12 protein-coding genes are annotated in these 11503 nt (G+C 71.0%); 8 read left to right on the top strand and 4 right to left on the bottom strand.

Features of this window, described 5'->3' with window-relative positions:
• Positions 1 to 95 precede the first annotated feature (95 nt).
• From IG88_RS0111455 to IG88_RS0111445, 3 genes are all read left to right on the top strand, one after another.
• Positions 96 to 680, top strand: a complete 585-nt coding sequence (locus tag IG88_RS0111455; protein ID WP_031038458.1) for a biotin transporter BioY — start codon at positions 96 to 98, stop codon at positions 678 to 680.
• A 106-nt stretch (positions 681 to 786) separates the two neighbouring features.
• The gene (locus tag IG88_RS0111450; protein ID WP_031038456.1) at positions 787 to 1272 is read left to right on the top strand and encodes a ribose-5-phosphate isomerase; all 486 of its coding nucleotides are present in this window, start codon (positions 787 to 789) and stop codon (positions 1270 to 1272) included.
• A gap of 669 nt (positions 1273 to 1941) precedes the next feature.
• A complete protein-coding gene (locus IG88_RS0111445; RefSeq protein WP_031038451.1) occupies positions 1942 to 2772 on the top strand; it encodes an Fpg/Nei family DNA glycosylase in 831 nt (276 codons plus the stop codon).
• Between the two features lie 10 nt (positions 2773 to 2782).
• On the opposite strand, the gene IG88_RS0111440 is transcribed toward IG88_RS0111445, so the two are convergent.
• The gene (locus tag IG88_RS0111440) at positions 2783 to 4045 is read right to left on the bottom strand and encodes a GNAT family N-acetyltransferase (RefSeq protein WP_051851873.1); all 1263 of its coding nucleotides are present in this window, start codon (positions 4043 to 4045) and stop codon (positions 2783 to 2785) included.
• A 163-nt stretch (positions 4046 to 4208) separates the two neighbouring features.
• Here IG88_RS0111440 and IG88_RS0111435 point away from each other — a divergent pair, with 163 nt between their 5' ends.
• The gene (locus tag IG88_RS0111435) at positions 4209 to 5396 is read left to right on the top strand and encodes a PP2C family protein-serine/threonine phosphatase (RefSeq protein ID WP_031038446.1); all 1188 of its coding nucleotides are present in this window, start codon (positions 4209 to 4211) and stop codon (positions 5394 to 5396) included.
• A 32-nt stretch (positions 5397 to 5428) separates the two neighbouring features.
• Positions 5429 to 5929 carry an HD domain-containing protein gene (locus IG88_RS0111430; protein WP_031038443.1) on the top strand — a complete coding sequence of 167 codons (501 nt, stop codon included), beginning with the start codon at positions 5429 to 5431 and terminating at the stop codon, positions 5927 to 5929.
• Positions 5930 to 6026: 97 nt separating this feature from the next.
• Here IG88_RS0111430 and IG88_RS0111425 read toward each other — a convergent pair whose 3' ends face one another.
• Positions 6027 to 7193, bottom strand: coding sequence for an acyltransferase family protein (locus tag IG88_RS0111425; protein ID WP_031038440.1), 1167 nt, complete (start codon positions 7191 to 7193; stop codon positions 6027 to 6029).
• 688 nt (positions 7194 to 7881) lie between these two features.
• On the opposite strand from IG88_RS0111425, the gene IG88_RS0111420 reads away from it, so the two are divergent.
• Both IG88_RS0111420 and IG88_RS0111415 read left to right on the top strand, forming a co-directional pair.
• The gene (locus IG88_RS0111420) at positions 7882 to 8076 is read left to right on the top strand and encodes a hypothetical protein (protein WP_031038435.1); all 195 of its coding nucleotides are present in this window, start codon (positions 7882 to 7884) and stop codon (positions 8074 to 8076) included.
• Between the two features lie 1119 nt (positions 8077 to 9195).
• On the top strand, positions 9196 to 9756 hold the full coding sequence (locus IG88_RS0111415; protein ID WP_031038432.1) for an HDIG domain-containing metalloprotein: 561 nt from the start codon (positions 9196 to 9198) through the stop codon (positions 9754 to 9756).
• Here IG88_RS0111415 and IG88_RS0111410 read toward each other — a convergent pair.
• Positions 9744 to 10214 carry an NUDIX hydrolase gene (locus IG88_RS0111410; protein ID WP_007387631.1) on the bottom strand — a complete coding sequence of 157 codons (471 nt, stop codon included), beginning with the start codon at positions 10212 to 10214 and terminating at the stop codon, positions 9744 to 9746. The two genes, IG88_RS0111415 and IG88_RS0111410, sit on opposite strands and share 13 nt — an antisense overlap.
• A gap of 43 nt (positions 10215 to 10257) precedes the next feature.
• A complete protein-coding gene (locus IG88_RS0111405; protein WP_031038429.1) occupies positions 10258 to 10989 on the bottom strand; it encodes an XRE family transcriptional regulator in 732 nt (243 codons plus the stop codon).
• Positions 10990 to 11145: 156 nt separating this feature from the next.
• Between IG88_RS0111405 and IG88_RS0111400 the strand changes: the two genes are divergently transcribed.
• On the top strand, positions 11146 to 11502 hold the full coding sequence (locus IG88_RS0111400) for a hypothetical protein (protein ID WP_007387638.1): 357 nt from the start codon (positions 11146 to 11148) through the stop codon (positions 11500 to 11502).
• Position 11503: the final 1 nt, after the last annotated feature.

Genomic DNA, 11503 nt, shown 5'->3' with positions numbered 1-11503 from the left:
GAGCGGGCCTTTGTCGAGCGCTGCCGGTGATCGGCTCGGGGCGGCTGGGATAGCGTCGCGGTGTCCCGACATGTCCACACCACCGCGGAGTCCCCATGAGCACCGCTGCCGTTTCCGCCCGTCGCTCCGGGCAGGTCCTCGCCGACCTCATCCCTTCCTCCCGAGTCCGGGACGTCGCGCTCGTGGCGGGCGGCGCCGCGCTCACCGGCGTCGCGGCCCAGATCGCCGTGCCCGTGCCCGGCTCCCCGGTGCCGGTTACCGGCCAGACCTTCGCGGCACTCCTCGTCGGCACCGCGCTCGGCGCCCGCCGCGGCCTCCTCTCGCTCGCGCTGTACGCCCTGGTCGGCATGGCGGGCGTGCCGTGGTTCGCGGAGGGCGGCTCCGGCACCGCCGCCCCGTCGCTCGGCTACGTCTTCGGCATGCTGCTCGCCGCCACCGTCGTGGGCGCGCTGGCCCGCCGGGGCGCCGACCGCTCGATGCTGCGCACGGCCGGCACGATGCTGCTCGGCGAGGCGATCATCTACGCCGTCGGCGTGCCGTACCTGGCCCTGGCCGCCGACATGTCCCTCACCGCCGCGGTCGCGGCCGGCCTCACCCCGTTCCTGGTCGGCGACGCGCTGAAGGCCGTGCTGGCGATGGGCGTCCTGCCCACCGCGTGGAAGCTGGCCGACAAGCGGTAGCAGGCCGCGGGCCCGTGCGAGGACCCCGCCGGGGCCGCCGGCGGCGTCCCGGCGGGCACCCCGACCCCGCACGACCAGGGGCATCGCGCCGTGTCACACTCGACGCATGCGCGTGTATCTCGGCTCGGACCATGCGGGCTTCGAACTCAAGAACCATCTCGTCGAGTGGCTCAAGGCGGCGGGGCACGAGCCCGTCGACTGCGGCCCGCACATCTACGACGCCCAGGACGACTACCCGCCCTTCTGCCTGCGCGCCGCCGAGCGCACGGCCGCGGACCCCGACGCCCTCGGCATCGTGATCGGCGGCTCCGGCAACGGCGAGCAGATCGCCGCGAACAAGGTGAAGGGCGTGCGCGCGGCGCTGGCCTGGAGCGAGGAGACGGCGTCGCTGGGCCGCCAGCACAACAACGCCAACGTCGTCGCGGTCGGCGCCCGCATGCACACGCAGGACGAGGCGACGAAGTTCGTGGAGACCTTCCTCGCCACCCCGTTCTCCGGCGACGAACGCCACGTCCGCCGCATCGACATGCTCACGTCCTACGAAACGACGGGCGCCCTCCCGCCCGTCCCGCCCCACCACCCGCAGCAGTAGCCGTACCCGGCACGGACACGGCCGCCCCCCGCCCCGCCGGACCCGCGGGCTGGGGGACGGCACCGCCGGGCCGCCGGAACCTGATCCCAGAGGGACGCGGAAGCGGCACCGCCGGGCGCTCCTGCGGGGCGGGGGAAGCGGCTCCGGAGGGGCCGGAATCCGATCCGCGTGGTGTGGGGAGGCGGTGGCGCCGTCGGGTGGTCGCACTCGATCACTGCGGGGCGGGGAAGTGGCGTCGCCGGGTGGTCGGAACCTGATCCTTGGGGGTTGGGGGAAGCGGCCCCGGAGGGGCCGGAACCCGATCCGCGTGGTGCAGGGGAAGCGGCAGCCCCACCGGGCCGGTCGGACCCGATCCCCGCAGGACGGGGGAGCAGCCCCACCGGCTGGTCGGAACCCGATCCCCAGGGTGGGAAAGCAGACCCAGGGGTGCAGGGGACGGAGTCCCCGCCGGGGCCCGGGGCGGAGCCCCGAACGGATCGAGCCCCTTGCCCCACCGAGTCGGGTGGGCGGGTGGGCAAAGGCCACGGCGAGTGCAGCGCAGCGCACCGTGGGCAAAGGCCACGGCGAGTGCAGCGCAGCGCACCCTCGGCAAGGGGGCCACGACGACCGCACCGCAGCGCAGCGCAGCGCACCGCACCGCACCGCACCCGCGACGAAAGGACACCACCCGTGCCAGAGGGCCACACGATCCACCGGCTGGCCCAGGACTACACCGCCGCCCTCGCCCGGACGGCAGTCCACGCCACCAGCCCCCAGGGCAAGTTCACCGACTCCGCCGCCCTCCTCGACGGCACCGTCCTCACCACCGCCGACGCCCACGGCAAGCACCTCTTCCTCGGCTTCGGCGCCGCCGGAACCGCCCCCGAGACCTCCTCCTGGGTCCACATCCACCTCGGCCTCTTCGGCAAGGTCGCCTTCGGCCCCGCCCCCGCGCCCCCGCCCACGGACACCGTCCGCCTCCGCCTCGCCAACGACACGGCGTACGCCGACCTCCGCGGCCCCGCCGCCTGCGCCCTGATCACCGACCCGGAGAAGCAGGCGATACACGACCGTCTCGGCCCCGACCCCCTGCGCCCGGACGCCGACCCGGAGGCCGCGTACCGCAGAATCTCCCGCAGCCGTACCACCGTCGCCGCCCTGCTCATGGACCAGAAGGTCGTCGCCGGCGTCGGCAACGTCTACCGCGCCGAGGTCCTCTTCCGCCACGGCATCGACCCGTACCGCCCCGGAAAGGACCTCACCCCCGCCGAGTGGGACGCCGTCTGGCAGGACCTCACCGGCCTCATGCGCGAGGGCGTGCGCGACAACCGCATCGACACCGTCCGCCCGGAGCACACCCCCGAGGCCATGGGCCGCCCGCCCCGCGTCGACGACCACGGCGGCGAGGTCTACGTCTACCGCCGGGCGAACCAGCCCTGCCACCTGTGCGGCGGCCCGGTCGCCACCGCCGCCCTCGCCGCCCGCAACCTCTTCTGGTGCCCGGGCTGTCAGAAACGGTAGGGGCCCGCCCTCAGAACCCGTGCGGCAGCCACGGCGCCACGTCCGACCCGAACGCCACCGACGCCTCCGCCAGCGCCCCGCCCCGCACCTCGCGCACCCGCCCGGCCGCCGCGAGCGAACCGAGGCTCACACCGCCCAGGTACGCCGCCGCCAACTCCCGCACGGACAGGGCGAGATCGGCGGCATCGGTCGTACGCTCGCAGGACGCCCCCTTCGCGTCGCCGCTCAGCCGCCAACGCCCCGCGTTCCACGGGCAGAAGGCGTCCTCGACCTCGAACACCACGTCCACCGGCGCCTGGTAGGTCCGCGCCGCGAGCGCCGCGCCCACGTCCACCAGACGCACGTACAGCGCGTCCCGCAGCGCCGGCCGGCACCGTCGGATGTCCGACACCTGGTGCTGCCACGCCTCGTCGACCGGCCGCCCCCGCACCGACAGCGTGCCGGTCAGGTCGATGTCGTACAGGAAGCGCCACAACGCCGCCTCGGTCGCCGCGTCGAGCCCGGCCAGGGCGGCCAGGACCACCGTGCCCCTGGGCCCGTCCTGCTCCCACGCCGGACGCACCCGGAACCGCGCGTACCCGGTGACCTCGCCGCCCCGCCGGGCGACCACGCACTGCAGGGGCGAGGCACCCTCCCGCCCGCTCTCCGGGTCCAGCAGTCCCAGCCGCTCCCAGCCGGGCTGCCGGGCGATCATCCCGGGCCGCGTCGGCACCAGCCGCGCGTACACGGCCTCGCACGCGTCGAGCACGTCACCGGGCGCCGCGTACCGCAGCCGTACGTCCTCCGTGCCGGGCGGCACCGACAGCCGGACCCGGCTCGTGTCGATCTCCGCGCCGAGTTCGAAGGTCGCGGCGCCGTAGCCGAAGCGGCCGTAGATCGCCGGCTCGGAGGCCGTCAGCACGGCCAGCGGCTCGCCCCAGGACCGTACGTCGTCCAACTGCCGCCGCATCATCGACGTCAGGACACCCCGGCGCCGGTGCGTGGCGGCCACGCTCACCATCGTCACGCCCGCCGCGGGCACCTGCGCGCCGCCCGGCACGGTCATCCGGAAGGCGAACGCGCCGGCCGTCCCGACGCACGCGCCGTCGTCCCACACGCCGATCGACCGGTCGACCCGCGTCAGCTCCCGGAACAGCTCCAGCTCCTCGTCCGGTTCCGGCACCCCGCCGAAGGCGCGGACCAGCGTCCCGTACCAGGTGTCCCACTCGTCGCGCCGCAGTACCCGGGGCTCCGTCGTCGTCACGTCGCCGCCCTTTTCCGTGAACCGTTCCATGCCTCATGCGTACCAGGGCCGGACGAAGAGGGGCGAGACAATTTCCGCAGGGACGGGGCGCGAAGGCCGTTCGTGAAGTTCACTGTGAAGTCCGGCCCCGGACGGGGGACAAGTAGGACCTCCCGTGCCAAGCGGCCGGTCCGATGGATAGGGTCGCGAACTGATGGCAGCAGGACGACAGCGGCGCGCGGAGGCCGAGACGTTCACGGCCCGGTGGAAGAAGCAGTGGCACCGGGCCCGCGTCGGCGTGCGCCGAGCCGCCGTCGACTACTTCCGCGGCGACGGCTCGGACTGGATCGCGCTGGCCGGACTGCTGCTGGCGATACCCGTCATCGCGGCCGGCACGATGGCCAACTCCGTGTGGTGCTCGCCCTCCGCGCTGGTCGTCCCGATCGTCGCGGGCGGCCTGCTGCTGCGCCCGGCGAGCCTCCTCGGCCTGTACGCCGCCGCGGCCACCGCGCTGATCGTGGAGTCCGTGCAGCTCGGCCCGTACACCGAGGGGCCGTCCCGCGTCACCCCGGGCGTGGTCCTGGTGGTCGCGGCCTGCGGTTTCTTCGGGCTCGTCGTCGCCCAGTTCCGCAGCCGGGTCGGCGTGCCCTGGCGGCGCGGCGGCACCATGCTCTTCGACCTGCGCGAACGCATCCGCGTCCAGAGCAAACTGCCCCAACTGCCCAAGGGCTGGCACCGCGAGATGGCGCTGCGTCCGGCCGGGGGCCAGTCCTTCTCCGGCGACTTCGTCGTCGCGGCCCGCACGAACGGCGGCCGGACCCTGGAGGTCGTCCTCACCGACGTCTCCGGCAAGGGCATGGACGCGGCCTCCCGCGCCCTGCTGCTGTCGGGCGCCTTCGGCGGACTGCTGGGCAGCCTGCCGCCGCACGCCTTCCTGCCGGCCGCCAACGGCTACCTGCTGCGCCAGGACTGGGACGAGGGCTTCGCCACCTCCATCCACCTCGTGCTCGACCTGGACTCCGGCGACTACGAGCTGTACTCCGCCGGGCACCCGCCGGGCCTCCAGCTCAGCGCGGGCACCGGCCGCTGGGAGGAGAAGTCCGCCGAGGGACCGCTGCTCGGCGTGTACGACGGCGCGCAGTTCGACCAGGTGAAGGGCACCCTTCGGCCCGGAGACGTCCTGATGCTGTTCACGGACGGCCTGGTGGAGACCTCCGACCGGGACATCGCCGAGGGCATCGACCGCCTCACCGGCGAGGCCGACCGCTACGTCGCGGGCGGCTTCCACGGCGCGGCCTGGCACCTGATCGAGGCGGTGGCCAAGGACGTCAACGACGACCGCGCGCTGCTGCTCATCTCCCGCGAGGGACCGACGGCCCAGTCCGCACCGCCCGGGGCCTGAGCACCCTCGCCCCGCCCCGCCATACTGGCCGGATGCCCCCGAACCCGCAGGACCCGCAGCACCCCCGTGACGGCTCGCCCGCCGCGACGCTCTCCCTCGCCGAGGTCGAGGCCACCGCCCGCGCCGCCCACGCCGGACAGACCGACAAGGCGGGCCGGCCCTACGCCGAACACCTGCGGGCCGTCGCCGAGGGCGTACGCCGACGCGGCGGCGACGACGAGCAGATCGCCGCCGCCTGGCTGCACGACGCCGTCGAGGACGACGCGCTCACCGAACAGTGGCTGGACGGGGCCCCGCTGAGCCGCCGCACCAAGGACATCGTCCTGGCCCTCACCAAACGGCCGGGAGAACCGCCCGAGGCGTACGCCGCGCGGATCCTCGCCACCCCGGGGGCGCGGCTGGTCAAGGAGGCGGACCTGGCGCACAACGCCGATCCCGCCCGGCTCGCCGTCCTCGACGGGGCCACCCGCGCCCGGCTGACCGAGAAGTACACGCGGATGCGCGAACTCCTCGGCCGGCCGGAACGGCGATGAGCGAGGGCACCGGCGGACGGGGCCAGGGGGCGCCGTTCGGATCAGGCCGCGGACGAGGAACCGCCGGTTTCCCGCGACCTGACCCGGACGACACCCCCTAGACGGAGACCTTCTCCCCGCTGCCGCTCGGCGCGGAGGCCCCGGCGGACGTCGCGCGGGTGCCGCCCGCGTCCTCGTCCCGCCGGTCGCGGCCCCGGGCGGCGTCGCCGGGCGTCCGCTTGAAGGCCCAGTCCATCCGCGGCTCGACCACGTACCGCAGGACCCGCTGGACGGGCTTGGTGCACAACAGGGTGATGACGGTGGCGCCGAGGACGGTGAGCCCGATCTCGCCCAACGGCTCGTCGAGGAAGGAGTGCTGGAACCAGCCGGCGTAGGTGCCCTCCTTCACCAGGAAGCCGTGCAGCAGGTAGCCGTAGATCGTGCCGGCGCCCAGGGCCGTGAACCACATGCGCCGGCCGGGCACCCAGGCGAAGAAGCAGACGGACAGCACCACGGAGCAGCCGAAGAGCGCGAGGGTCAGGACCGGCCCGGACCACCAGGGCCCGCCGGTGTCCTGCACGGCGGCGTTGCGGTAGAACCAGCCGGTCTCCATCCGCGGCACCGACCACCAGCCGATCACCAGCGCCGCCGCGACCACCGGCACGGACCAGATCCGCACCGCGCGGCGCCGCACCAGGCGGAAGTGCTCGGGGCGCAGCAGCAGGCCCAGCACGAAGCACGGCAGGAACTGCAGCACGCGCTGCATGTTCAGGTCGTTGTCGATGGTGGGCGTCACGGAGGCCAGCGCCGCGATGACCAGGGCGATCGGCAGCGGCCAGCGGACCGTCTGCCAGATGGGCGTGGTCAGGCGCCAGACGAACAGCGCGCACAGGAACCACAGCAGGTAGGTCGGGTCCAGCAGGCTGAAGTCGGCCTGCGGGTCCTCGCTGACGCGGCGGTGCAGCGTGTAGGCGATCTCGAAGACGAGGTACGGGACGGCGACGCCGGTGATCAGCCGCTTGACCCGCTTGGGGCTCAGGTCGAAACTGCGCGAGAAGTAGCCGGAGATGATGATGAACGCCGGCATGTGGAACGTGTACAGGACCCGGTAGAGGGTCTCCACGGTCCGGTTCCCGTCCAGGATCTGGCCCCAGGCGTGGCCCACCCCGACCAGCACGATGGCCAGGTACTTGGCGTTGTCGAAGAACGCGTCGCGCTGCCGGGCCTGCTGGTCCGACGTGGACGGCGGCTTCCGGCCGCCGTGAGGTCGCAGCGAGCTAGTCATGCCACCTCCCCGCCGGAAACCGGCGAGTGGTCACAGGACCTCGCTGCTCTGGTGGGGGACGAGGCAGCGTAGAACATTTGAGGCACCCTAGCGTTCCCGATGTGAGTCAGTAAAACCCTCGACGTCATTCCTGCATTTCGCGTCTTGAGCACGGTCTGAGTACCGTGCGCTTACCCCGCATTCCGGGAACTCGGCCTCTCCGGACGGGTGACGGCCCCCACACCCCCGGGCTGCGCCGCCGCTGGACCGCCCGCTGAAACCCGGTCCGGAGCACCCGCCTTGTCACGACACATCCCGACTAAACCTCGCATAAGACCGGCGGGCGACTCCCCTGGAATGTCCGCTTCAATGCGCTTACGGGTCCGTGGGGGTGTTCCTGTGAACCTCCTGTGGGAAGCGTGCCGATGTGTCTGCCACGACAATTCGAAATACCTGCGAACGCGGTGTGTGGACATTGAAACGAAGCGGCCGGAATTTCTCGTACGAGCGTCCGGTCGAAATTCCGTGCGGGGCACCGGGGTCGGGTGCGCCCGCGTGCGCGGGGGAGTGCGGGACGGGCGCGGCCGGCCGGACGATGTGTCAGCTCCCGCATGAGGAGGGCCGGTTGGTGGCACGATGGTTCTGGCGGAGGTGCGCGGTGTCGCACCTCCGGGCCGGGAGAGCGGACCGACCGAGGGTGTGATCAGTTGTGGCCATTTCACTGTCAGTGGTGCTGCTCTTGGGGATCATCCTCGTGGTGCTGCTGCGGGGAGGCTCCATCAAGGCGGGGCCGGCGGTCGTCGCGGTCCTCTTCGGCTTCTTCCTGGCCTCGACCGGCATCGCCGACGACATCCAACGCTTCCTGGACTCCATAGCGAGCACGATCAACTCGATCCAGTTCTAGCCCGCGCGACCCGTGCGGCCTCCGGGCCGCCGAGCGGTCCCGGCGTCCCGGAGGGACGCGGGGACCCCACAAAAGCCTCCGGCCCGGCCCCCTGGGGGACCGGGCCGGAGGCCTCTCGGAGCGGGCGACGGGAATCGAACCCGCGTAGCCAGTTTGGAAGATCGCGTACGCGGATCCGGCCTGACCTGGCGAAACGCTGACCTGTGCTTTTGCTGAGCAGTAGCCGGTGTTCCCCCTAGGTCCCCCTGCCGTGCCTGTTGAACGGACACGCCAGGGGCACGCTAGCTACCTACCCTCGTGCTGCAATGATCAACGCTGCGACGCCGGTGAGGGCAATGATCAGGTCGGCGAGAGCCGAGATCATGACCAGTGCTCGATCCGTTCGGGCGGTTGCTTCTTGCGTCTGTGGCGCTGTACGGTGAACCTCCACCCTAGGGCATCTATAGATGCGCTGGGATGGACGGTGGTCTTCTTGCTTCGGCAAGTTGTACCTCCTCCTATCGAGTGACCCGTATGGCGTGATGTCTTGCCGGACGTGCCATACGGGCCATCGGTGTGTGCAGTTGCAGAACTTTAGCACCCCAACTCGCCCGGCTCCCCGGGAGCTTCTGACGGCTGGATCGCTGAACTGTGGCCGACCGTAGCAGCGGTCGGGCAGGGGCTGTATCTCGCCGACTCCACTGCCGCTCACTTCCAGCAATGACTGTGGACCTGCCCGTTAAAGCACGACGTTGGGGCCAAGATCTTAGAGGCTCGCCCCAAAGTGGCTGCCTAAAGCCGTGGAGCCGACCGCCCCAGCCACGACGGGGTTCTGACCTCGGGATCGCCCTCTAACCCCTGCCCCGGCCTGGTCTTCGCCCCCTTGTGGGCGCGGGCGGGCGACGACGCGCGGCCCCGGTGACGAAGGCAAGGAGGGGCAGCGCGGCGGCGACCGACCGGCGCCGCCGCGCTGTGCGCGGCACCTCCGATCTCTCGATCGGACTGCTTGCAGTTCCAGGAGGCCGGGAGCGACGCGAGCGAAGCGAGCCTTGATGAAGTAGGGAAACTCTTACCGCGCCATGCCTTGGGCTGCTGGTCCCAGGGTGTCGGCTAGGCGCCCGTCTCGGCTACCGTGCGGCTATGCCCTCTGGATTGGACACGCCTCACGGCGCGGCTGAACTGGCCGAGTCACTCTTGCCTCCGCTCGGGAATCGTTGGCTGCACACTCAGGCGGTGGCGGCTCGCGCGGGAGAAGCATCCGCGGCAGTGTCCGAAGGAGACCGTGACCTGCTCGTCGCCGCTGCTTGGCTTCATGACATCGGCTACGCCCCGGAACTGCGGGACACGGGGTTCCACCCGCTCGACGGCGCGCGTCATCTGGAAAGCCTCGGGGCGCCCTCCCGGCTCGTCTGCCTAGTCGCTCACCACTCCGGGGCCGTGTACGAGGCTGAACAGCGTGGTCTCTCTGCTGAGCTTGACGTGTACGAGCGGGAGGACTCTCCCGTCCTCGACGCGCTGATCTACGCGGACATGACGACTGGCCCGGCCGGACAGTCCTTCGACTTCGATCACCGCATTGACGAGATTCTGGTGCGATACGAGCCGGGCAGCGAGGTGCACAACGCGATCAGCAAGGCGCGTCCGTACCTCGGGGCCGCCGTCGAACGGACGCGCTCTCGCCTCGCTGATCAGCCGACGTAGGGATCGGGGCGATCACTCAGCCCGCGGTCGATCCGCATCCGCATTGACGGGTGGATGTTCAGGTCGTCCAGTCGGCTGGGGTGGACGAACGCCACCTCCTTGCTCTCGCTGCTCGTACGCAGCTCGCCGCCCACGATGCGGGCCCGAAAGCAGATCGAGAACTGTTGGCGCACCTCGCCGTCGTCGTACGCCATGACGTGCGCTGGGTTGGTGTAGATGCCGACCAGACTCGTCACCTCGACGTCGAACCCGGTCTCTTCCTTGGTCTCGCGCACGGCGGCGTCGGGGGCTGACTCGCCGACGTCAACCCCACCGCCGGGCAAGGCCCACAGGTTGTTGTCCGTCTTGTGGATCAGCAAGACTTCCCCGGCATCGTTCAGCGCCACGGCGGTGACGGATGGAACGATGCTGTTCGCCTTCGGGGCGTTCGGATCGTTGAAGTAGTCGACTCGGGCCATGCCTCAAGCCTTGCACGCTCTGCCGGTGATGTGCTCCGGCTGCCTACTCGGGCCGACCGTGCTCCCATGCGTAGTCGAAGCTCCGCATGTAGTGCCGGAACGTCCGTGCCCCCGGGATGTAGCGGAAGTGCAGCACAGGGTTCTGCCCCGCGGGCGCACCGAGCACGTGTGGGTTCACCAACACGTCGTCGTCGAACCGGTAGATCGAGTTGTAGAGGATCGTGTCGTGCAACCGGACTTCGACGCCCGGCGTCGTCATGGCCGGTTCCAGGTATCGACGGGTGATCCGGGCACGTGCGGCCAGATCGCCACCGATGCCTTCCTCTTCGCCGCGCAGCCGGACCATCTCTGAGTCGGGGTCTCCGAGCAGGACGCGAACTTGTCCTCCGGCCTTGGCCTTCTCTGCCAACTGGTCCGGAAGATCCGGGTGGCTGTCGAAGAGGAAAAGACCCGCGTACACGAGGATGTCTACGTGGTCGCTCGCCTTCTCGATCAGGGATGACCACAGCGTTGCCGGCACTGCCCCGCGGTGTGGGTAGTACGTGATCAGCTCGGATGTACTCGCCGACTCGGCTTGCTTCTGCACGGCGGGCCAGATGTAGACCTCATCGACGCCCAGGAAGCTCGCGGCCTTCCAGCGGTGTCCCCGGTGCGGCGTGCGGTCCGTCGTGATCCACCGTTCCACGCTCTTGGGGTCCACCCCGACGTGCTGTGCCACGGACTGGATCGTCTCGCCCTTCGCTGAAATCGCCGCGCGCAGACGCTCGTTCGCCATGACGTGTCCTTCCATGGACGCCGTAGGGACGTTTTGACGATAGCTCAGACGTCCCCAAACGTCCATACGGACCGTGATGCGTCCACTACCTTTCGCGGTCTCCTGATCTCACCGCCGGATGGCGGTTCAACTCCCGCTAGATCAGGAGAACAGACGATGCGTCAGATTCCCGTCGACACGTCCACTGCCACCGTGATGGTGGCTCAGTCCCCGCAGCCGAAGGTGAAGGACCGCCGTACCGGTGAGCGGGCGATGGACGCCGAGACCGGTGCCGCGCTGTCGACCGTAGACGTGATGTTCGCGGCCAACGGTGAGGTGGAGATCCTGTCCGTGACCGTCCCGGAGACCGGCATCTCCGGTGACCTGATGATGGGCACCCCGGTCGCGCTGACCGGTCTGATCGCCCGGCCGTGGGAGAACGAGTTCAACGGCCAGAAGCGCCACGGCATCGCCTTCCGCGCGGTCGCCGTGACCTCCCTCGCCGCGGGTGCCTCGTCCTCGAAGGCGGCCTGAG

It is taken from the genome of Streptomyces sp. NRRL F-5650 (genome assembly GCF_000721365.1).
Classification (GTDB): Bacteria; Actinomycetota; Actinomycetes; order Streptomycetales; family Streptomycetaceae; genus Streptomyces; species Streptomyces ardesiacus.
The sequence above is the reverse complement of the archived record's forward strand: the minus strand, read 5'-3'. Positions and strand labels throughout refer to the sequence as shown.

Coding starts and splice junctions, on each gene's coding strand:
- IG88_RS0111455 (WP_031038458.1), top strand. CDS start 96: ATGAGCACCGCTGCCGTTTCCGCCCGTCGCTCCGGGCAGGTCCTCGCC.
- IG88_RS0111450 (WP_031038456.1), top strand. CDS start 787: ATGCGCGTGTATCTCGGCTCGGACCATGCGGGCTTCGAACTCAAGAAC.
- IG88_RS0111440 (WP_051851873.1), bottom strand. CDS start 4,045: ATGGAACGGTTCACGGAAAAGGGCGGCGACGTGACGACGACGGAGCCC.
- IG88_RS0111435 (WP_031038446.1), top strand. CDS start 4,209: ATGGCAGCAGGACGACAGCGGCGCGCGGAGGCCGAGACGTTCACGGCC.
- IG88_RS0111430 (WP_031038443.1), top strand. CDS start 5,429: ATGCCCCCGAACCCGCAGGACCCGCAGCACCCCCGTGACGGCTCGCCC.
- IG88_RS0111425 (WP_031038440.1), bottom strand. CDS start 7,193: ATGACTAGCTCGCTGCGACCTCACGGCGGCCGGAAGCCGCCGTCCACG.
- IG88_RS0111415 (WP_031038432.1), top strand. CDS start 9,196: ATGCCCTCTGGATTGGACACGCCTCACGGCGCGGCTGAACTGGCCGAG.
- IG88_RS0111410 (WP_007387631.1), bottom strand. CDS start 10,214: ATGGCCCGAGTCGACTACTTCAACGATCCGAACGCCCCGAAGGCGAAC.
- IG88_RS0111405 (WP_031038429.1), bottom strand. CDS start 10,989: ATGGCGAACGAGCGTCTGCGCGCGGCGATTTCAGCGAAGGGCGAGACG.
- IG88_RS0111400 (WP_007387638.1), top strand. CDS start 11,146: ATGCGTCAGATTCCCGTCGACACGTCCACTGCCACCGTGATGGTGGCT.